Source organism: Lwoffella lincolnii, assembly GCF_037201985.1.
In the GTDB taxonomy this organism is placed as follows: domain Bacteria; phylum Pseudomonadota; class Gammaproteobacteria; order Pseudomonadales; family Moraxellaceae; genus Psychrobacter; species Psychrobacter lincolnii.
Genome location: NZ_CP147511.1, coordinates 150796 through 171999 on the forward strand (window position 1 = coordinate 150796; position 21204 = coordinate 171999).

17 protein-coding genes are annotated in these 21204 nt (G+C 43.9%); 10 read left to right on the top strand and 7 right to left on the bottom strand.

Translation table 11 applies throughout. The features are described 5' to 3' along the window. Nucleotides 1–17: 17 nt before the first annotated feature. From WDM69_RS00735 to WDM69_RS00745, 3 genes are all read left to right on the top strand, one after another. A complete protein-coding gene (locus tag WDM69_RS00735) occupies nt 18–1532 on the top strand; it encodes an anhydro-N-acetylmuramic acid kinase (protein ID WP_276206629.1) in 1515 nt (504 codons plus the stop codon). A gap of 281 nt (nt 1533–1813) precedes the next feature. Then, nucleotides 1814–3064: a beta-ketoacyl-ACP synthase II gene (fabF, locus tag WDM69_RS00740; protein ID WP_240494915.1), complete on the top strand. Its 1251-nt coding sequence runs from the start codon at nt 1814–1816 to the stop codon at nt 3062–3064. Between the two features lie 217 nt (nt 3065–3281). Beyond that, nucleotides 3282–3701 carry a hypothetical protein gene (locus WDM69_RS00745; protein ID WP_143823316.1) on the top strand — a complete coding sequence of 140 codons (420 nt, stop codon included), beginning with the start codon at nt 3282–3284 and terminating at the stop codon, nt 3699–3701. 271 nt (nt 3702–3972) lie between these two features. Here the strand turns inward: WDM69_RS00745 and uvrC are convergent, their stop codons facing one another. Continuing rightward, entirely contained in the window at nt 3973–5847 is a 1875-nt protein-coding gene (uvrC, locus tag WDM69_RS00750) for an excinuclease ABC subunit UvrC (protein WP_078307638.1), read from the bottom strand. A 264-nt stretch (nt 5848–6111) separates the two neighbouring features. Here uvrC and WDM69_RS00755 point away from each other — a divergent pair, with 264 nt between their 5' ends. The 4 genes from WDM69_RS00755 to pnp all read left to right on the top strand — a co-directional run bounded on the left by WDM69_RS00755 (nt 6112) and on the right by pnp (nt 9856). Then, nucleotides 6112–6639 (top strand): type 1 glutamine amidotransferase domain-containing protein, encoded by a 528-nt coding sequence (locus tag WDM69_RS00755; protein ID WP_078307637.1) that lies wholly within the window; start codon nt 6112–6114, stop codon nt 6637–6639. A gap of 118 nt (nt 6640–6757) precedes the next feature. After that, complete coding sequence (locus tag WDM69_RS00760) at nt 6758–6913, top strand: hypothetical protein (protein WP_158077877.1); 156 nt, start codon at nt 6758–6760, stop codon at nt 6911–6913. A 216-nt stretch (nt 6914–7129) separates the two neighbouring features. Next, nucleotides 7130–7396 carry a 30S ribosomal protein S15 gene (gene rpsO, locus WDM69_RS00765; protein WP_143823315.1) on the top strand — a complete coding sequence of 89 codons (267 nt, stop codon included), beginning with the start codon at nt 7130–7132 and terminating at the stop codon, nt 7394–7396. A 354-nt stretch (nt 7397–7750) separates the two neighbouring features. Next, nucleotides 7751–9856 (top strand): polyribonucleotide nucleotidyltransferase, encoded by a 2106-nt coding sequence (gene pnp / locus WDM69_RS00770; RefSeq protein WP_078307635.1) that lies wholly within the window; start codon nt 7751–7753, stop codon nt 9854–9856. A gap of 88 nt (nt 9857–9944) precedes the next feature. On the opposite strand, the gene WDM69_RS00775 is transcribed toward pnp, so the two are convergent. Beyond that, nucleotides 9945–11294, bottom strand: coding sequence for an AI-2E family transporter (locus WDM69_RS00775; protein WP_240494908.1), 1350 nt, complete (start codon nt 11292–11294; stop codon nt 9945–9947). A 302-nt stretch (nt 11295–11596) separates the two neighbouring features. Here WDM69_RS00775 and WDM69_RS00780 point away from each other — a divergent pair, with 302 nt between their 5' ends. From WDM69_RS00780 to parE, 3 genes are all read left to right on the top strand, one after another. Beyond that, nucleotides 11597–12229, top strand: a complete 633-nt coding sequence (locus tag WDM69_RS00780) for a YqiA/YcfP family alpha/beta fold hydrolase (protein WP_078307633.1) — start codon at nt 11597–11599, stop codon at nt 12227–12229. A gap of 47 nt (nt 12230–12276) precedes the next feature. Next, nucleotides 12277–12852, top strand: a complete 576-nt coding sequence (locus WDM69_RS00785; protein WP_078307631.1) for a Uma2 family endonuclease — start codon at nt 12277–12279, stop codon at nt 12850–12852. 92 nt (nt 12853–12944) lie between these two features. Beyond that, nucleotides 12945–14828, top strand: a complete 1884-nt coding sequence (parE, locus tag WDM69_RS00790) for a DNA topoisomerase IV subunit B (protein ID WP_078307629.1) — start codon at nt 12945–12947, stop codon at nt 14826–14828. A gap of 41 nt (nt 14829–14869) precedes the next feature. Here parE and oppF read toward each other — a convergent pair whose 3' ends face one another. The 5 genes from oppF to WDM69_RS00815 form a co-directional block, all read right to left on the bottom strand. Continuing rightward, the gene (gene oppF / locus WDM69_RS00795) at nt 14870–15913 is read right to left on the bottom strand and encodes a murein tripeptide/oligopeptide ABC transporter ATP binding protein OppF (protein WP_338755482.1); all 1044 of its coding nucleotides are present in this window, start codon (nt 15911–15913) and stop codon (nt 14870–14872) included. Between the two features lie 57 nt (nt 15914–15970). Further along, complete coding sequence (gene oppD / locus WDM69_RS00800) at nt 15971–16957, bottom strand: oligopeptide ABC transporter ATP-binding protein OppD (protein ID WP_338755483.1); 987 nt, start codon at nt 16955–16957, stop codon at nt 15971–15973. Between the two features lie 115 nt (nt 16958–17072). After that, entirely contained in the window at nt 17073–17969 is an 897-nt protein-coding gene (gene oppC / locus WDM69_RS00805) for an oligopeptide ABC transporter permease OppC (RefSeq protein WP_078307624.1), read from the bottom strand. Between the two features lie 125 nt (nt 17970–18094). After that, on the bottom strand, nt 18095–19015 hold the full coding sequence (gene oppB / locus WDM69_RS00810) for an oligopeptide ABC transporter permease OppB (protein ID WP_078307778.1): 921 nt from the start codon (nt 19013–19015) through the stop codon (nt 18095–18097). Between the two features lie 300 nt (nt 19016–19315). Further along, nucleotides 19316–20998, bottom strand: a complete 1683-nt coding sequence (locus tag WDM69_RS00815) for an ABC transporter substrate-binding protein (protein WP_338755484.1) — start codon at nt 20996–20998, stop codon at nt 19316–19318. Nucleotides 20999–21204 lie beyond the last annotated feature (206 nt).

The following is a 21204-nucleotide window of genomic DNA, read 5'->3' on the forward strand; positions in this document are numbered from 1 at the left end:
CTTGGATTGAGTTTGGATTGAATGAGCGTTTGAAGCAGTTAAATAAAAACCTGTGTGCTGATGGTTTGTATATTGGCATTATGTCTGGCACAAGCCTAGATGCGATGGATGCGGTGTTGGTGCAGTTCATATCTGAGCAAACTGAACAAACCAAAGCCATCGCCAGCTCATCAATCACAAGCTTGCCAACCAAATCAGCGGTTAGGCTGATTGCCAGTCATAGCATGGGTTTCCCCAAACCCTTACGGCAAGTGTTGCTTGCTTTATGTCAGCCCAATGGTTGTGTTCAACTTGCCAATAAGCTTAAGCAAATACCGCCAGTGGACATGACCATGTTCACACAAACCACGCTAACGCAAACCACACTAACACAAACCATGTTGCCAAAAAAGAAGTCATTAGGTGATTATTTGGCTGATGTTGATATCGATGCTTTAAGTGAGTTGGATTGGGCAGGGTGGGCAAGCCGAACATATGCTGAGCAGACCAGTAAGTTGGTTCAGACTTTGCTAGATAAAGCCCAAAGGCAAATCCAAGCGTATGATGGTCATGACCATAAACATAATATCAATAACGTCAATGATGGCTGTGTTGATGATGACATTGCCAATGCCGTCATGGCGATTGGTTGTCACGGGCAGACGGTACGCCACCGTCCACGACTTGGCTTTAGTACCCAATTAATGGATGCCAATGTTTTGGCAGAACGGACAGGCATCAATGTGGTGAGTGATTTTCGCCGCCGTGATATGGCGGTCGGTGGGCAAGGAGCACCGCTTGTGCCAGCCTTTCACCATGCCATGTTTGCTGATGATGAGCAGTGGCGGGTACTGGTTAACTTAGGTGGCATCGCCAATATCACCGTTTTGCCACCGCTGAAACTGGGGCAGGTTGCTTATGGCTATGACACAGGTCCTGCCAATTTGTTGTTAGATGCTTGGGTGGCTCGCCACAGTGATGTCAGTTATGATGCAGGTGGTCAGTTTGCTCAATCAGGCAAATTAATTGAACCATTGCTTAAGCAACTGCTTGCCCATGAATACTTTGCCAAACCCACTCCTAAAAGCACAGGGCGAGAAGAGTTTCATTTGCCATGGTTAGATGATGAGTTACAAACTTTTGCTCAACATTACCCCGATGTGCGATATTCTCCTGCTGATGTGCAAAATACTTTAACTGAGTTGACTGCCATCAGTGTCGCTAACGAAATCAACCGCATTCACAAGCCCAATACTCAAAATTCCAATACTCAAAAGACCAGCGTGCCATCTGATACCACGCCAGTGGCTGTCTTTGCTTGTGGTGGTGGGGCATATAATGATTATTTGCTTTTGCGTATGGCGTCGCACATACCGCAGTTGCTTGGTGGCAAAATCGTCAGTACCGAGCAGTTGGGCTTACCGCCCATATGGGTAGAAGCAACTGCCTTTGCGTGGCTTGCTAGGCAGACGCTGATGGGACAGACAGGCAATTTGCCCAGCGTTACAGGGGCAAAAAAAGCAGTGGTGTTGGGGCAAGTGTGTTTTGCGTGATTGGGTCAAGTGCATTGTCATGGCATGGGATTTTTTAAGTTTACATTCGTAAACTGATGCGTTTTTTCTGGGGGCGTGTTATGATAAAGAGCATCAGACCGCATCAGTCAATTTAACGGATAGTCAATTTAATGGACAGTCAATTTAATGGATAATGTATGAGCATCGACCACACCAATTTTAATGCAGCAGATAACCATAACATCAACACCACTGGCAACGCTCCACACCGCTTGCCACACCATCAACGTCCTGACCATCAGCGAGTGGTCATCACAGGCATGGGGGCAATCACGCCATTAGGAAATTCGGTGGCAGACACCTGGCAAGCCATGCTGGCAGGTAAAAGTGGCATTCGCCGTATTGAGCATTTTGATGTCAGCGATTTTCGTTCACAAATTGCTGGTACGGTGATTGATTTTAATGTGCATGAGTACATGACCAGCAAAGATGCCAGACGTTATGACACTTTTATGCACTATGGGTTAGCAAGCTGTGCCATGGCGTTGGCAGATGCAGGATTGCTTGACCAAACAGATGATTTTAAAACAGCTCGTTTGGTGGGGGCAGATGCTCATCGAGTGGGGGTGGTGTTTGGCTCTGGGATTGGTGGTGTTGGTACGATAGAAGACACCAGCCTAACCTTAGCTGACAAAGGTGCAAAAAAAGTCTCCCCCTTCGTCATTCCAGGTTCGATTGTCAATATGCCAGCGGGTTTGGTTGCCATTCAATTTGGTTTAAAAGGGGCAAATCTTGCCACATCGACCGCTTGCACCACATCAACCCATGCCATCGGTGTGGCAGCACGGCTAATTGCTTATGGTGATGCTGATGTGATGGTGGTGGGGGGCAGTGAAAAAGCTTCTACGCCTGTGGGTATGTCAGGGTTTGCTGCCATGCACGCCTTATCAACTCGTAATGATGAACCGACTTGTGCCAGCCGTCCGTTTGATGTTGGGAGAGATGGTTTTGTGCTGTCGGACGGAGCAGGAGCAATGGTATTAGAAAGCCTTGCCCATGCTAAGACTAGGGGAGCCGTCATCTTGGCAGAAGTGGCAGGATTTGGCATGAGTGATGATGCCAGCCACATTACCGCGCCACCAGACAATGGCGAAGGTGCTTCTCGAGCCATGATGGCAGCACTCAACGATGCGGGCATTGAACCTTATCAAATAGGTTATATCAACGCTCATGGCACGAGTACTCCAGTGGGTGATGTGGCAGAAAGTCAAGCCATCGCCAGTGTTTTTTCTCAGTGTGAACGAATGCCTGCGGTCAGTTCTACCAAATCCATGACTGGACATCTACTTGGAGCGGCAGGGGTGGTTGAAGCCATTGCCACCGTTAAAGCCTTACAAGACCAACAATTGCCACCAACCATTAACCTAGATAACCCTGATCCTAAGTGTGCTTTAGACCATATTGCCCATACCGCAAGGGCGGTACAAAACTTACAATACGCCATCTCCAACAGTTTTGGTTTTGGGGGTACAAATGGCTCTCTTGTGTTGGCAAAATGGCTTGGTGCATGACAGTCATGGAAACAACATGATTAGAAAGATGGTGATGAACATTGTTGACAGCACTGGACTGATTTTTTCGGTTGTCAGTTACCAAAAGGCAAGCTATGATAATGACGCAATCTAATCACCAATGATTAGATTGCGTTTAAAAATGTTTGTTAAACAACGTTCATAGTTAAGCTTCACAATTAAGTCATTTAAGTCATTTTAAGTGGGTGATTGGTTTATGTCGGGTTTTTCGTTTTCTACACAATTTCGTCAGCGTTGGTCACAGATTCCTGACACGGTGAGAGTTGCCATTTATCAAGAGTTAGATGACATTGTTACCTTATTGAACCCTGATGTTGATTTGGCAGATTTTAAGTTTAGCCAAAGCAATCTCACTGCCCACATCGAAGCGTTGTATTTACAAGATGCCAAGCAAAAATTGCGTGCCAGTATGACAGCGGTAATGCCAGAACCCATTAAGCTTGCTTGCCAAAGTGATGGCGAACAAGATGACTTTGGTTTGTCTGATAAGCAAAAAAAGCTGATACAGTCGCTTGAGATGAGCATTGATGATTATTTGGCAGAGACTTTATCGCTGATATCTAAAGACCTAAAAGCATGGGTAACAGAAGAAGTAAAAAGGCAAGGGTCAACTTGATTTTTTAAATCTGGGTGTCTGTTATGCCAACGGTAACAATGGCTTTATTCGGATTAAATTTTGCATGGGGTCGTAATCATGGGGTCGTAATATGGGATAGCGACAAACCATCATAAGTCATGCAAAAACATGGGATTACTTTACTAAAGTAAGTTCGGTATTTTTGAATAATAACGAATTTACCATGGCGGATAATCGGTTTGACGATGACGAGCAACGTTTCATTACCATTACCATTGGCATCAGCAATCAAGGACGTTTTTGATGTCATTCATTCATGCAACACCTTATAAATGGTGCTGGCAAGCACATCGCCAATGCCTTTAACCGCCACCAATTCTTGCTGTGATGCTCCCAGCAGTTTTTGCATACCACCAAAGTGATTTAACAAATCCCGCCGCCGTTTTTCTCCCAATCCAGGAATGGCTTCTAATACTGAACTGCTACGTCGCTTGTCTCGTTTTTTTCGGTGAGCGGTGATGGCAAAGCGGTGGGCTTCATCTCGAATGTGCATAATCAAGTGCAACGCCTTGCTGTCGGCAGGTAAATCTAATGGTGCATGGTCGATAAAGTGTAACACTTCCAGCCCTGCCTTACGCCCTTCACCCTTAGCAATCCCCACAAGCAGTGTGTCTGATAACTTGCCCAGCTCTTTTAGCACATTTTTTGCCATATTTAATTGCCCTTTGCCACCATCTATCAACAGCATGTCAGGTAGGGGGTGTTTTTTGTAACGACGGTTTAGGGCTTGGGTCATGGCGGCATAATCATCACCGCCTTGAATGCCATGAATGGCGTATTGACGATAATCTCGTTGACGCAATCCGCCAGTGTCGCAAACCACACAACTGGCAATGGTTGCTTCCCCCATGGTGTGTGAAATGTCAAAGCACTCGATGCGTTCAATGGACCGACTGCTCACTTCTGCTAAGGCTTCTTTTAAGTGAGCGAAGCGAGTATTTAGCTCCAGATAGTCGCCTAATTTGGTTTTAATGGCGTTATTAACATTGATTTTAGCCAATTCAAGCCATTCGGCACGGTGTTCTCGCACGGCAGTTTTGATAATGACTTTGCTGTTAAAATGGGTCATTAATGCTTCTTGTACCGCTGATTGGTTGGGTAAAATGTGGCTTAAAATCAGTTCTGCTGGCAGGTCATCACTGACTTGAAAATAAAATGACAACAGAAATTCAGATAAATTCTCTGCAATGTCATTTTGACTGTTCAAATCAGGAAAGTAGTTTTTACCACCAAGCACTCGCCCATTTCTGACGGTCAGCACATTGACGCAGACAATGCCCGCCTTGGTGATGATTGCCATGATGTCCGCTTCCCCTGATATGGTATAGACGGCTTGACGGGCTTGCACTTCTCTTAACATGGACAGCTGATTACGGTAGCTGGCTGCTTGCTCAAAGTTTAAGGCATTGGCGGCCGTCTCCATTTTTGTGATTAAAGTGTCATGGACATCACTGGATTCACCATTTAAAAACCGAATGGTATTTTGTACGTCATCGGCGTATTCTTCTGGGCTTACTAACCCCACACAAGGGGCTTTACAACGTTTGATTTGATATTCAAGGCAAGGGCGTTGGCGTTGACGAAAAAAAGTATTGGTGCATTGACGCATCTGAAACATTTTTTTCATCATCATCAAGGTTTCTTTAGCGGCATGAGCAGATGGAAAAGGACCAAAAAATCGCCCTTTTTGGTGATTGCCCTTGCCACGGCCGTATGCCAAACGGGGATAAGGCTTATCGGCAGAGATGAACACATACAGATAAGATTTATCATCTCTTAGCACCACATTATAAGGTGGGCGGTGTTCTTTGATGAGATTTTGCTCAAGCAATAAGGCTTCTGTCTCACCACGGGTGATGAGTGTCTCGATGTCGTGAATGCGACTGACCAATGCCCGTGTTTTAGGGTGGTCAATGGTCTTAGCAAAGTAGCTGTTGACTCGGTTTTTTAACGATTTTGCTTTGCCCACATACAAAACACCGCCATGCTTATCGAGCATTTTATAAACGCCAGGCAAATTTGGTAAGCGTTTAATCAAGTGTGTCAGATAAGCAAGGCGTGCTTTTGGAGTGGCAGTTGAAGAGACGATTGAATAAGGGGGCGTAGGTTTTGTCGGTTGTGTCATGTTTTTAAGACGTTTTTAAGATGTTGTTTTGTATGTTGGGGGTGATTTGTCTTATCCAGTATAAAGAGTTCATCTGGTTCATTTTATCTGGTGTGGGTTATCTAGTATAGGGGCATTGCCATCACTCGCCAACCAAAAAATTCACAAATCATCACACTTGTTACGTTTGCACACATTTTATTTCAAGCCATTGACGGTAATCGATGAGTGATTACGCTAGTATGGGTTTGACTTAAGTTAACAACCATTCATTAAGGACGAAACATGAGCCACATTGCTTTTTTATTACACAATCATTTTGAACAATCAGAATACGACGAAGTTAAAAATAAACTTGAGCAAAAAGGACACCAAACCACCTTAATCACAACCAACGATAGCAAGCAAGTTCAAGCCATGCAAGGCGATGTTGATAAATCCCAAACCTTTACTGCTGATTTGTTTGCTAAAGATGCAGATATTGTCAGTTATGATGCTTTGGTCTTGCCAGGTGGTACGGTTAACTCAGATACTTTACGCCATAACGATGTTGCCAAGCAATTGATTAAAGATTTTTATGCCACAAACAAGCCGTTAGCTGCCATTTGTCATGCTGCTTGGGCATTGATTGATACAGGAATTGCAAAAGGCAAAACGCTGACCGCTTATCAATCGGTGAAGACAGATTTGGTCAATGCTGGGGCGACTTTTGTCGATGAATCTGTGCAGGTAGATGGTCAAATCATCACTTCACGCAATCCCAATGACATCGATGATTTTGTTGATGCCATTGATAAAGCGTTAACGGCTTAAGCTGTCATGACATCAGTTTAATGGTATGGCATCACCATGCCTTAATGCCTATCACCAATTATTTATTTATCATCTATCATTGAAAATATCTATCACAAATATCACAAAAGAGGAATGTATGATGGGACAATCCAATCCAAACGACAACAAATTTGAACAACAAAAATCACCTTCACAAATAGCAGGGCTTGAAAACCAAGTTGAAGATAACTTGACCGATGGCACTGCTGATGACATCGCCGAAAATATGGCAGAACAAAAAGTGGATAAATAGATAACCCACTGTCATCGTCATCATGGGGCTTTATCATAATAAAGCATCGTTAACAAAAAGCCAAAAAGCACTGGTCATTCCAATGCTTTTTTGTTATCATTCGCCGTCTTTAGGCGTCTTTGTTTAGACATCTTTGGTTTAAATTATCTTTGGTTTAAGTCATCTCTAGTAATGCAGGGATGACCTGTATCTAACCTAGCATTGCAGGAGAATATCATGCTTACCAATACTGACCGTCAGCAAATCATTGCTCAATATCAACGTGGTGAAAATGACACTGGTTCACCAGAAGTGCAAGTGGCTTTGCTGTCTGCTCGCATCAATGACTTGCAAGACCATTTTAAAGAGCATAAAGCCGACCACCACAGCCGTCGTGGTTTGATTCGAATGGTTAACCAACGTCGCAAATTGCTTGACTACCTAAAGCGTAAAGATGCTGACCGCTATGCCACTTTGATTGGTCAATTGGGCTTGCGTCGTTAATTTTTTAATGATTTAAGTGGGTTATTATTTAACAAAAAACGGCAACTGATGGCTTGCCGTTTTTTGTTGGCTAATTTTTTTGACAGCAGGTTGGTCAAACATTGTGATTCCCTGTAAAATAACTGTGGCATGTGTTCATACGCTGTTTGTGTGAGTGTGTGATAAGACGGCTTCTAACGCTTGGGCGTTTGGACACAGACGGACAACCGTTAGAGGCTGCCAGTGGATTCATCGCCATGCAAACATGCCATAAACCATAAGCCATAAACAAGAAGGCAATCGCCTTAAACTCATAACCCAGCGTTGCAAGCAGAACGCATCTGATACTTTTTATTCATCATTTTAGGAAAAATTATGTCAATGTTTCATACCTTTACTCGTGAATTTCAATATGGCAATCAACAAGTTGTTTTAGAAACTGGTCGCATCGCTCGTCAAGCCAATTCTGTGTTGGTACACATGGGTGGCGTGAGTGTGTTGGTTGCAGTGGTGGTCAAAGCCGATGCCAAAGAAGGGCAGGACTTTTTTCCCTTGACTGTCAACTATCAAGAAAAAATGTACGCTGTTGGTAAAATTCCTGGTGGCTATGGCAAGCGTGAAGGTCGTCCAAGCGAGATGGAAACGTTAACATCACGCTTGATTGATCGGCCCATACGTCCTTTATTTCCAGAAGGTTATGTCAATGAAATCCAAATCACTGCCACCGTCATTTCATCTGACAAAAAGCAAGACGCTGACATCGCAGCGATGATTGGTGCGTCAGCGGCGTTGGCAATTTCTGATGCGCCGTTTAATGGTCCGATTGGTGCTGCTCGTGTGGGTTTTATTGATGGTGAATACGTGCTCAACCCAAGCCATGAACAACTCAAAACCAGTGATTTAGACCTTGTGGTGGCAGGCACAAAATCTGCTGTGTTAATGGTTGAGTCAGAAGCCAAAGAGCTGTCAGAAGACCAAATGCTCGGTGCGGTATTATACGGTCATCAACAACAACAAATTGTCATCGATAACATCGTGGCATTGGCAGAAGAGATGGGCACAACCAAGCAAATATTCACTGCCCCAGAGTTTGATAAAGCTTTGGCTGATGGCATCATCAAAGAGCGATTTGCCAGCCAAGTAGCGGAAGCTTATGGCATCTCTGATAAACAAGACCGCCATACCAAACTTGATGACATCAAGCAGGCTGCCATTGATGCTTTGGCAGGTGATGGTAACGCTGATGGTTTCGCTGATAAAGAAGCCCAAGTCAAAGAGTTGTTTGAAGAGTTAAAATACCGTACGGTGCGTGATAATATTTTGTCTGGTAAACCTCGCATTGATGGTCGTGAGTTGGATACGGTGCGGGCATTGGATATTCAAGTGGGGGTGTTGCCCTATACCCATGGCTCTGCGTTGTTTACCCGTGGTGAGACGCAAGCTTTGGTAACCACCACCTTGGGCAATAGCCGTGATGTCAATTTGGTGGACACATTGGCTGGCACTAAGCAAGACCACTTTATGCTACATTATAATTTTCCGCATTTTTCGGTGGGTGAAACAGGGCGTGAAAGTGGGCCAAAACGCCGTGAAATCGGTCATGGTCGCTTGGCTCGCCGTGGTGTGCAAGCCATGTTGCCAGACAGTGACCGCTTCCCTTATGTTATCCGTGTGGTATCAGAAATCACTGAATCTAACGGCTCATCGTCAATGGCATCTGTGTGTGGTGCATCGCTTGCGTTGATGGACGCTGGTGTGCCATTAAAAGCCCCAGTTGCTGGTATTGCCATGGGTCTGGTTAAAGAAGGTGATCGCTTTGCTGTGTTGTCAGACATCTTAGGTGATGAAGACCATTTGGGTGACATGGATTTTAAAGTGGCAGGTTCAAAAGACGGCATCACTGCCTTGCAGATGGACATTAAAATTGAGGGCATTACCGCTGATATCATGGAACAGGCGCTTAAACAAGCCCATGCAGGTCGCATTCATATCTTAAATGCGATGAATGAAGTCATTTCGACCAGCCGAAAAGAAATCAATGCTCATGCTCCTAACTATGCGGTGATGGACATCAACCCAGATAAAATTCGTGACGTGATAGGTAAGGGTGGGGCAACCATTCGTGCCTTAACCGAAAACACAGGGGCAGTGATTGACATTGAAGATGACGGTACTATCCGTATCTTTGGTGAAAACAAAGCCGCCACCAAAGCCGCCATACGTGAGATTGAAGCATTGACTGCTGAAGTGGAAGTGGGCAAAGTCTATGAAGGCACAGTAGCCCGTGTGGTGGATTTTGGGGCGTTTGTCACCATTTTGCCCAATACTGACGGTTTGGTACACATCTCACAAATCAGCGATGACCGCATCGAAAATGTCTCTGACCACCTGTCAGAGGGGCAAACGATTAAAGTCTTGGTGCAAGATGTGGATAACCGTGGGCGTATTAAATTGACCATGAAAGGCATTGAACAGGATTAAACGGATTTAACTTACTTATGCTTAATAAAGCTTGTGTTTAATCAAGCTGTCTTTTGGTAAAACCACGCCTTTGATGAGTGTGGTTTTATCATTTTTTCATATCCACATAAGTCATGTCTATTTTAATCTCATCGACTCTAAGCTCATGGTCTGGTAAAGCATTATAAGGGTCTGCCATGATGTCATCTTTTGATTGACCCAAAATGATGACCCCATAATCTTTTAACACAAATTTCACATATAATACCTGCACCCATACGATGGTCAATACCATCAAAGGCGTTGCCAATGCCACGCCTAAAATGCCCGTAAACGCCCCCATGATAAGCTGTGATGCCAATAAAGTCACAGGTGGCAAATCCACCAAACGACTCTGCACCAAAGGCGATACTGCCATACTTTCAACTTGTTGAATCACCACCAAAAGCACCATGACCCAGATAATCATGTCAGGAGTGAACAGTAAAGTGACCAATAAAATAGGCACGCCTGCTAAAAAAGGACCTAAAACAGGGATAAAATCCAATAAAAAAGTTAAAAAACCCAACGCCATTGCAAATGGTACGCCCATGACATGCAATGCCAAAGCGGTGAACACCCCAACAAAGCTCATGGTCAATAACTGTCCTAATAGCCACCGTTTTAATGCTTCGTTTGAGCGAGTCAGCAAGTATTTGCCTTTTGGACGTTTATCCTGTGGTATCATTCGTAAAAAGGCTCGACTATAGACAGATGGTGAGATGGCAAAAAATAAGCCCATCATGACAATCGCCATGAATGTGGTGATGGCCCCTAACATGCCACCAATCAAATCAGGCGTATGCTGTAACCAGCTTGCCACAGAACCTGAAAATGATGTGGGCAATAAGCTTGACATCGACTGTATCATGGCATCGATGGGTTGCTCACTGATGTCCGTGGTGTCTATGTTATTTTGTAGCCAATCATTGATGATGGGCATGTTCTCCAGATAAGCTTTAAGCTTATTTATGGCGGTGGGCAGAGCCTGTTGTAGCTCATCTAACTGTGACACAAGTTTATCACCAAATAAATACGCCATGCCCAATAAACTGGCAAACAATGACACCACCACCATGCCTACGGACAGTTTATGAGGTAACTTGGCAAATCCATCACCAATGATGGGGATTTTTTTTATCATATCAGCAAGGCTTAATATCAGCACTGCAAGCAAAATCCCTGCAAACACAATCAGCCAAACATTGGTTAAATAAACAAAACTTAACCCTAAAAGCAGTAAAAAACCCACCAACATCATCAAATGTGGTTGGGCGTTCATCAAAGAGGGGGTCAACTGTTCTTGTATGGGCGATTGTTTGCCTATTTTATGTTTGCCTGTTTCATTTTTGGTTGGTTTGGTGCTTGGTGCGTTGTTTGCCCTATGGTCATCATCAGTTGATAAGTCATCGGTTGACATGTTTTTTATCCTTTGGGTGTTTTTGCCGATAGACGATGTGCAAATCATGTGCAGACCATGTAAAGATGTCGCATGTAACACCAGAGGCATAATGCCATACAATGCCCCATACCATACAATGTCCCATACAATGCCATATCATCGGTCATTTTTTTTTGTTAGTATAAACCATTTACAGTCATCAACAGATGGGTTTTGCAAGAAACCAACCATGAAAAACTAACCATGAAAAACTTAATATAAAAAACCCAATGTAAACAACCTAACGACCATTCACACATTCACACAACAGAGGTTAACTTATGTCCAATGATAAACATCTCAAACAGCCCCAACATCTTGTGTACCTACACGGATTGAATAGCAATGAGCATGCTCAAAAAGGGCAACTGCTTGATGACTATTGCCAAAAGCATCATCAACATATCACCGTGCATCGTCCCAATTTGAATTTATCGCCTGATAAAGCCATACAAAAGCTACAAACGCTCATCAATCAATATCCAAACATAGGCATGGTTGGCAGTTCACTTGGGGGATTTTATGCCAATTTATTGGTTAATCTCACAGGAAAAAAAGCCGTCTTACTCAATCCCAGCATCGACAGTGGGAACAGCTTAAAACGCTTTTTTGCCGATGATTTTGACAGCTTGTCCAATGATTATGTGGGGCATACCACACCAGACGGTTGGCAAGTTACCAAATCAGACATTCATTGGTTGATGGCAAATCGTCCCACAACATCATCATACCCCCAAAATTTATTGGTCATCGTTAAAAAAGGCGATGAACTGCTCAATTATCAAGAGACAGTGGATTATTTTAGTCAACAAGGTGTCGATAAACACCAACTGATTATTGAAGAAGGTGGCGACCATCGAATGAGCGATTTTGACACTAAATTGGCTCAAGTGGTGCAGTTTTTGTTTGGGTAGGCTTGGGTTAAAAAAGCATCACATGGCTTTGCTAAAAGGAGAGAGACATGGGTCAATTGCCACAGTCTAATGACATCAGCGTTGAACAATATTTAACTCAATATGCCAATGATACCTATGAAAAATGGGAATTGGTGGACGGCATGGTATATGCCATGGGTGGAGCAAGTAGTCATCACGCCACAATCTGTCTCAATATCGCCAGCACCTTAAAACAAAATTTAAAAGATAAGCCGTGCAAGCCTTATATGAATGACTTGCGAGTGAATGTCAGTAACAACTATTATTATCCTGATGTGGTGGTGGATTGTGGGCAAACCCATATTAATCGCATGACCGCAGAAAAGCCTTTGCTGATAATTGAAGTGTTATCAAAATCCACAGCTTTTATAGACAGAACCAAAAAGCTTTTGGATTATCAAGAGATTATATCACTACAAGAATATGTGCTGATTGAACAAACCATGATGAAAGTCATTATCTATCGCCGTCATCAACAATGGCAGGGGCAAACGTATCAAAAAGGTGATACGGTGGCGTTTGCCAGCCTTGATTTGGTTGTGCCGATTGAAGCGATTTATGAAGACATTGTGTTTGGAGATAATCCATTAAAGGTTTTGTGAGTTTATTAGCGTTCTTATGATTTATCTTCAATAATCTATTTTTTAAACTATTTTTAATAATTTGTCTTTAATGATGATGGTTATCAAAATTTATGAGTTACACCAGCCAAAACCTAGAAGTTTTAGAAGGTCTTGAACCTGTCCGCCGTCGTCCTGGAATGTATACCGACACGACACGCCCCAATCACCTAGCCCAAGAAGTCATTGATAACTCGGTTGATGAGGCACTCGCAGGTTATGCCAAAAACATCACCGTTACCCTGCATGCTGATAATTCTCTGTCGGTGGAAGATGATGGACGGGGCATGCCCACCGACATTCACCCAGAATTTAACCAATCAGGCATTGAGCTGATACTCACCCGCTTACATGCAGGGGGTAAATTTAGCACCGATAATTATCAGGTCTCAGGTGGTCTACATGGCGTGGGCATTTCTGTGGTTAATGCCTTATCGCACAAAGTGAACGTTACCGTTTGGCGACATGGCGAAACCTTTACAATGGATTTTGCCCATGGTGAACCGACTGCCCCATTGGCGGTTGCTCCCAGTAGCAACAAGAAAAAGCGTGGCACAAGGGTGCAGTTTTGGGCAGACAGCAAATACTTTGACACCCCAAAATTTAACATCAAACAACTCAAACACCATCTAAAGGCCAAAGCTGTTCTATCGGCAGGTCTTATCATGACCTTTATCAATGAGATTGATGGTGAACGAGACATTTGGCAATTTACCGATGGTTTATCGCAATATCTATCTGAACAGTTGGCAGAAGACATCACTCTGCCAGAGTTGCCCTATGTGTTTAATCACACCGCAAAACAAGGTGAGCGAGCAGGGCTGGATTTGGCAGTGTGTTGGCTTGCTGATGGGGGCATGCCTGTTCAAGAAAGCTATGTCAATCTTATCCCCACGGCACAAGGCGGCACACACGTCAATGGCTTAAGAACAGGATTGCTAGAAGCCTTAAGAGAGTTTTGTGAATTGCATAATTTATTACCCAGAAATATCAAACTCACTGCCGAAGACATCTGGGGTGATGTGTGTTTTATCTTATCGTTAAAGTTGATAGAGCCACAATTTAGTGGACAAACCAAAGAACGCTTATCCAGCCGAGAAGCCGTGTCGATGGTACAAACCCTTATCAAAGATGGCTTTAGCCTATGGTTGAACCAAAATCCAGACATTGGCAAACAAATCGCTGAACTTGCCATCATCAAGGCGGGCAAACGCTTAAAATCTGCCAAAAAAGTAGAGCGTAAAAAAATTATCCAAGGTCCTGCTTTACCAGGAAAATTGGCGGATTGTCGGGGCAACTTACGAGATGGGGCAGAGCTGTTCTTAGTGGAAGGAGATTCGGCAGGTGGCTCAGCAAAACAAGCCAGAGACCGCCATTTTCAAGCAATTATGCCGTTACGAGGCAAAATATTAAACACTTGGGAAGTGTCGCCTGATACCGTTTTGGCAAGTGAAGAGATTCATAACATCGCCATTGCCATTGGGGTTGACCCTGATTCTGATGACTTGTCAGAATTGCGTTATGAAAAAATTTGCATCTTGGCGGACGCTGACTCAGATGGTTTGCACATCGCAACCTTGTTGTGTGCCTTGTTTGTCAAACACTTTAAAGCCGTTGTGGAAGCAGGACACCTATTTGTTGCCATGCCACCATTGTATCGGGTGGATATTGGTAAAGAGGTGGCATATGCCCTTGATAATGAAGAGTTGGAAGCCATTTTACAAAAAAATAAAGGCAAAAAAGCCCAAATCACTCGTTTTAAAGGCTTAGGAGAGATGGACGCTGAACAGCTTCGAGACACGACGATGAACCCTGATACCAGGCGGCTGGTTCAGCTTGACCTTGACGACCCCATCGCCACTGACAATGTGATGGACATGTTGCTTGCAAAAAAACGGGCAGGCGACCGTAAAATGTGGCTTGAACATAAAGGAGATTTGGCAGATATTGGGGGTTGATGGTAAACGTCATACGCCAATGTGAGTGGTGATTGCATGGCTCATACCGCATTTTTAAGACAGGCAATCTGATGATGCGGTGTGCCTTGTAGGGTTGGTTTGGTGTTGGCACAATTGGCATCTGCAATGGGACAACGAGTGCGAAACACACAACCAGAAGGTGGGTCAATCGGACTGGGTAAATCACCTTCTAATAATTGAATGGTTTTGTTGCGTTCAGCTTTTGGGTCAGGTAGTGGCACAGCTGACATCAACGCTTGGGTGTAAGGGTGCGATGGATTATCATAGACCAGTTTGTCTGTGCCAAGCTCCACTGCATTGCCCAAATACATCACCAACACACGGTCAGAGATGTGCTTGACCACGGATAAGTCGTGAGCAATGAATATTAATGCCAGCCCCATCTCTTCTTGTACTTCTTGTAGCAGGTTAATGACTTGAGCTTGGATAGATACATCTAGGGCAGACACAGGTTCATCACAGATAATCAGTTTTGGGCGTAATATCAAGGCTCTGGCAATCCCAATCCGTTGGCACTGACCTCCTGAAAACTCATGTGGGTAGCGGTTGATTTGATTGGTTAATAAGCCCACTTTTTGCATGATGGCTTTTACTTTCTCAAAGCGTTCAGCCTTGCTCATCTTGGGATAATGGGTATGAAGTGGTTCAGCGATGATGTCGCCCACCGTCATTCTGGGGTTTAATGACGCTAAAGGGTCTTGAAATATCATCTGTATGTCTTTACGCACCTCTCGCATGGCATGTTCTGACAGCCCTATCAACTCTTTACCATCAAAGCAAATACTGCCAGATTGTCCTTTAACCAGACCAATGATGGTGCGTGCCAAAGTGGATTTGCCACAGCCTGATTCACCAACCACGCCCAAGGTCTCACCTGCATTTAGGTCAAAGGATATGCTGTTGACAGCTTTTAGGGTGGCAGATTTACCAAATAGCCCCCCTTTTTGATGAATGTTAAATGTGGTTACCACATCACGCACGCTGAGCAATGCTTTAGCGGAATTGGTCGCTTGAGTATTGAGCTGAGTGTCTGTGTGGTTATCAGGGTAAGCATTAGAAGACATGAGATTCTCTGAGTTATTTTGACTGTTTAAACATGAATAATCAACAAAACCATCGGGCTATGATGCCAAAGATTGGGCAGTGATATGCTCTGGGGATAAGTGGCAGGCTCGCTGTCGGTCATTGGGCAAAAACTCCAACGGTGGTGGTACATTGATGCACTCAGGCAATGCAAAAGCACACCGCTCTGAGAAAGGACAACCGATGGGCAAGTCAAGTAAGTTGGGCGGATTACCCTCAATCGTCCCCAGTTTTTGTTCGTTATGATCAAGTCTTGGCACAGCGCCTAATAGCCCAATCGTATAAGGGTGGCTGGGGCGATAAAAAATCTCATCGGTAGGTCCATACGCCATGGTGCGTCCAGCATACATGACCAACACCCTATCGCAGATGCCAGCAACCACACCCAGGTCATGGGTAATCATAATGATGGTTGTGCCAAAATCTCGCTTTAGCTCATTGAGCAGGGTCATGATTTGGGCTTGTACAGTTACGTCTAAAGCGGTGGTTGGCTCATCAGCAATCAACAGCTTAGGACGGCACAACAGTGCCATGGCAATCATCACTCGCTGACGCATACCGCCAGAAAATTCATGTGGATACATGCTGATGCGTTTTTTGGCTTCAGGGATTTTCACCGCTTCTAGCATGGTAACAGCTTCATTCCAAGCTTGTTGCTTACTCATGCCTTTATGCAATATTAACACTTCTGCCAGTTGCTCACCGATTTTCATGTAGGGGTTGAGTGATGTCATGGGGTCTTGAAATATCATGGCAATCTGATTAGAACGAATTCGGTTCAGCTCTTTTGGTTTTAGCGTTAAAAGGTCTTGACTTTCAAACTCAATTTGCCCTGATGCTTGTCCATTTTTTGCCAATAGTCCCATGATGGAAAATGCGGTTTGTGATTTGCCAGAGCCTGATTCGCCCACGATGCCAAGCGTCTCACCCTTGCGTAAGTCAAAGTTTAGCCCATTGACAGCAATGACTTGTCCTTCTTCTGTACTGAAACTGACCTTTAGGTCTTTAACGGCTAATAAACTCATGATGATGTCCTAATCGGTGTCAACGTGGTGATTAACAATATGGTGGTTAACAATGTGGTGGCTAATGATGTGTCAGTCATGCGTTAATCTTGATGTTGATTTTTAAATGGTTTGATCAGCGGTCTTTGGGATCTAGAGCATCTCTAAGACCATCGCCCAAAAAATTAAAGCAAAATAAGGTGATGACCAAAAACAATGACGGAATGATGATCATCCAAGGAGCAACTTCCATGGTCTTTGAACCATCTTGTAGTAATGCACCCCAACTGGTCATTGGCTCTTGCACCCCAAGCCCCAAAAAACTTAAAAATGACTCAAATAAAATCATCGACGGCACGAGTAAAGACGCATAGACAACCACCACCCCCAGCACATTGGGAATGATGTGTCGCATGACAATCTGCCAGTTCGACACACCACCGACATGGGCCGCTTCAATGAACTCTTTACGTTTTAGCCCCAAAGTCTGCCCACGCACGATACGAGCCACATCTAACCACGACACCAAACCAATGGCGACAAAGATTAAAATCAAATTACGCCCAAACATGGTAACCAACAAAATCACAAAAAACATAAAGGGAAAGGCATTTAAAATCTCCAATACCCGCATCAGCACCATATCCACTTTACCACCCAAATAGCCAGATACCGCCCCATACACAGTACCAAACAGCACCGCCACCAACGCCCCAGCGATGCCTACCATCAAAGAAATGCGTCCACCAATGGCGGTTCTTACCAACAAATCACGTCCTAAGGCATCTGTACCAAAATAATGCTGAGTTGTCATGGACGGAGCAGATTGCATATGACTCCAATCAGTTTCAGCATAGCCAAATGGAGCAAGCATTGGCACAATCACCACAAACAAACCCACCAATAACAAAATCACCATACTGGCAACAGCCGCTTTATTGCGATAAAAGCGTCGCCAAGCATCTTGCCATAGACTGCGACTTTTTATCTCTTTTTTTAAGATTGGTTGAGTAGACGTGATGGCTTGGCTCATGGTCAGTGCTTGTCCTATTGGCTGGTGGCTGTTGATTTAACAAGTTGATTTAACAAAAGGTCAGATTGTCAAAAGGTTGGTTTATCCACAAAAAGGTTGATTTATCCACAAAAAGTTAGCAAAGTTCAGTATTTGATTTTTGGGTCAATGACGGCATATAAGATGTCCACAATGGCATTAAATGTGATGGTTAATACCCCAACCAAAATGGTTAAGCTTAGCACCATGCCATAATCACGGTTTAATGCCCCATTGACAAACAACTGTCCAATTCCAGGCAAGCCAAAAATGGTTTCAATGACAATAGAGCCTGTGATGATGCCCACAAATGCAGGGCCCAAATAAGAAATGACAGGCAATAACGCAGGTTTTAAGGCGTGTTTTTTGATGATATGACTGGTTGGCAATCCCTTGGCTTTGGCAGTACGGATAAACGGACTGTTTAACACTTCAATCATAGACCCACGCATGATGCGAGCAATGCTGGCAATGTATGCCAATGACAACGCAGTAACAGGTAAAATCAAATTATGCAGCGCACCATCATTCCAACCCCCAGCAGGCAACCATTTTAGCGTGATGGCAAATAACAGCACAAGCAATGGTGCTTTAACAAAACTTGGCACAACCACCCCTGTCATTGCCAAAGTCATCAGCACATAATCCAGCCATGAATTTTGTTTTAAAGCCGCCATCACCCCCAAAATTACCCCAAGCACCACCGCAATGATAAACGCATACAAACCAATCTCCACTGACACAGGCAGCGCCTGAGCCAACAGTTCATTGACCGTGTAATCTTTATATTTAAATGAAGGGCCAAAATCTCCCATCATCAACTGCTTAAGATAATTAAGATACTGTAGCCACAGTGGGTCATTTAAATGATATTTGGCTTCAATATTGGCAAGCACTTCTGGTGGTAAGGCACGCTCAGAGCTAAATGGACTGCCAGGAGCCAGACGCATCATAAAAAACGACACGGTAATCAACACAAACAAGGTGGGTATGGCTTCAAGCAGGCGGCGAAAAATAAGTTTTAACATGATGTGTCTCGTGGCGTGGCTTGTGATGGCTGACAAATGCTGATTAACATTAAAAAAAGAGCAAAAAAATTTAAACAATCAAAGGGGCAAAAAAATTAAAGGAAAAGAAAATCAAAAGAGCAAATCAAAAGAGCAAAAAAGTGGCTAAATGGCTTAAAAACCACAAATAAAAACCATAAATAAAAACCATCAGTAAAGCAACCAAGCAACCGCAAATCCGTTGTGGTTGCGGTTACTGACGGTTGATTGACTAAAAGCTGATTAAGGTCATGCCAATTTAAGCCATGCCAACCAAAGCCATTAATGCTTGGCGATTGACATGTCTTTGATTTGCCAGTTGTCTAGGGCATCATTGCCTGTAAAGCCAATCACATACGGCTTAATCATACGTGGATTAATGTAGTGATAGACTTGTAGCAATGGCATGTCAGTATCTAGCTGAGCTTCTGCTTGGTTATACAGTTGGGTGCGGTCAGCATCATTCACACCTGATGCCAAGGTTTTTGTCATGATGTTATCAAAGGTTTGGCTACTGTATTTACCGTGGTTATTGGTATTGCCAGATTTTAAAATATTTAAGAAAGTTGATGCTTCGTTATAATCACCGCACCAACCAGCACGGGCAATTTGATAATTGCCTTCACGGCGAGCATCAAGATAAGTTTTCCATTCTTGGTTGGTTAAGGTTACATCCACCGGGCCTAAAGCTTCTTTCCAAAGTGATGCCGCCGCCACAGCAATTTTTTTGTGGTTTTCACTGGTATTATATAGCAGTTCAAACGTCAAAGGGTTGCCATCACTGTAGCCAGCTTCTGCCAATAGTTTTTTGGCTTCTTGCACACGTTTGTCTTTATCCCACGCCTCCCAATCAGGTGAAAACTTCACATTGCCGTTGGTGGCAGGTGGGGTAAATTGATAGGCAGGCGTTTGACCTTGAGCCAACACTTTATCCGTGATGGTATTACGGTCAAGTGCCAATGCCAAGGCACGGCGGACACGCACGTCATTAAATGGTGGCTTAACCGTATTGAACTCATAGTAGTACGTGCATAAAGATGGCGAGATATGCACCTGACTGCCAAATTCAGCTTTGAGCTGATTAAATTGCTCAGGTGGTAATGACTTTTCAGTCATGTCAATTTCCCCTGCCTTATAGCGAGCCACGTCTGTGGTGGCTTCAGGGATTGGCAAAAAGGTTGCGGTGTCAATTTTGGTGTTATCATTATCGTAATAATTGGGGTTACGCTCTAGCACAACCTTGTCATTCACCTTCCACTCTTTGAGTTTATATGCCCCATTGACCACAATATTATTAGGGTCTGTCCATTTGGTATCAAATGTTTCTACTGTTTTTTGGTGCACTGGTGCAACAGAAGAGTGAAATAGGGTGTCAGGAAGATATGGCACAGGCTCAGACAAGCTAATCTGTAGTGTCTTATCATCAATGGCTGTTACCCCCAAACTGTCGATTTTGGCTTTACCATCGATGATGTCTTGGGCATTGATGACTTTAACATCTGCCAGATAACTGGCATAAGGTGATGCGGTCGCTGGGTCAACCACACGGCGAAAGCTATAAACAAAGTCATTGGCGGTAACAGCATCGCCATTTGACCACTTGGCATCTCGCAACTTAAATGTCCATACCTTGTTATCTTCACTGCTCCATTCACTTGCCATGCCAGGTATGGTTTTGCCATCTGGGTCGGTGGTGGTCAGGCCAACCAGCATTTGACGTATCAGATTGGCTTCTGGAACACCTGAGATTTTATGTGGGTCAAGTGACTCAACTTCTGCACCGTTATTGATGGTGATGGCTTGGGTGTCTGCCAAAACATTGGGGTCAATATTGCTGGTGTCTGAAGAGGCATTGCCTTGTGTGTCGGTGGTGTTTGTGGGGCTGTTACCACAAGCGGTTAATAAAAGAGCAGAAGCAACCGCTGTGGGTAAGGCTAAGTGCATCAAAGAAGAAAGGCGGCTCATATGAATTCCTTGAGTTAAAAATGGTCAGTCCATGACAAGGCAGACAAAGTAAATGCTAAGGTTTAACATTGTGATGTTTTAACGATGACTCGTTATCAGCCTTTTTTATCACAGAAGACGTCAAAAATCATTCAGTTACAAAATGTCAATGAATGCTGACATATCACAAAAATGTAACAGTATTGTGATATACTTCGCAAGCATTT

Excerpts from the sequence above, each read along its gene's own strand:
- fabF (WP_240494915.1), top strand. The coding sequence starts at position 1,814 with ATGGGGGCAATCACGCCATTAGGAAATTCGGTGGCAGACACCTGGCAA.
- WDM69_RS00745 (WP_143823316.1), top strand. The coding sequence starts at position 3,282 with ATGTCGGGTTTTTCGTTTTCTACACAATTTCGTCAGCGTTGGTCACAG.
- uvrC (WP_078307638.1), bottom strand. The coding sequence starts at position 5,847 with ATGACACAACCGACAAAACCTACGCCCCCTTATTCAATCGTCTCTTCA.
- WDM69_RS00755 (WP_078307637.1), top strand. The coding sequence starts at position 6,112 with ATGAGCCACATTGCTTTTTTATTACACAATCATTTTGAACAATCAGAA.
- WDM69_RS00760 (WP_158077877.1), top strand. The coding sequence starts at position 6,758 with ATGATGGGACAATCCAATCCAAACGACAACAAATTTGAACAACAAAAA.
- rpsO (WP_143823315.1), top strand. The coding sequence starts at position 7,130 with ATGCTTACCAATACTGACCGTCAGCAAATCATTGCTCAATATCAACGT.
- pnp (WP_078307635.1), top strand. The coding sequence starts at position 7,751 with ATGTCAATGTTTCATACCTTTACTCGTGAATTTCAATATGGCAATCAA.
- WDM69_RS00775 (WP_240494908.1), bottom strand. The coding sequence starts at position 11,294 with ATGTCAACCGATGACTTATCAACTGATGATGACCATAGGGCAAACAAC.
- WDM69_RS00780 (WP_078307633.1), top strand. The coding sequence starts at position 11,597 with ATGTCCAATGATAAACATCTCAAACAGCCCCAACATCTTGTGTACCTA.
- WDM69_RS00785 (WP_078307631.1), top strand. The coding sequence starts at position 12,277 with ATGGGTCAATTGCCACAGTCTAATGACATCAGCGTTGAACAATATTTA.
- parE (WP_078307629.1), top strand. The coding sequence starts at position 12,945 with ATGAGTTACACCAGCCAAAACCTAGAAGTTTTAGAAGGTCTTGAACCT.
- oppF (WP_338755482.1), bottom strand. The coding sequence starts at position 15,913 with ATGTCTTCTAATGCTTACCCTGATAACCACACAGACACTCAGCTCAAT.
- oppD (WP_338755483.1), bottom strand. The coding sequence starts at position 16,957 with ATGAGTTTATTAGCCGTTAAAGACCTAAAGGTCAGTTTCAGTACAGAA.
- oppC (WP_078307624.1), bottom strand. The coding sequence starts at position 17,969 with ATGAGCCAAGCCATCACGTCTACTCAACCAATCTTAAAAAAAGAGATA.
- oppB (WP_078307778.1), bottom strand. The coding sequence starts at position 19,015 with ATGTTAAAACTTATTTTTCGCCGCCTGCTTGAAGCCATACCCACCTTG.
- WDM69_RS00815 (WP_338755484.1), bottom strand. The coding sequence starts at position 20,998 with ATGAGCCGCCTTTCTTCTTTGATGCACTTAGCCTTACCCACAGCGGTT.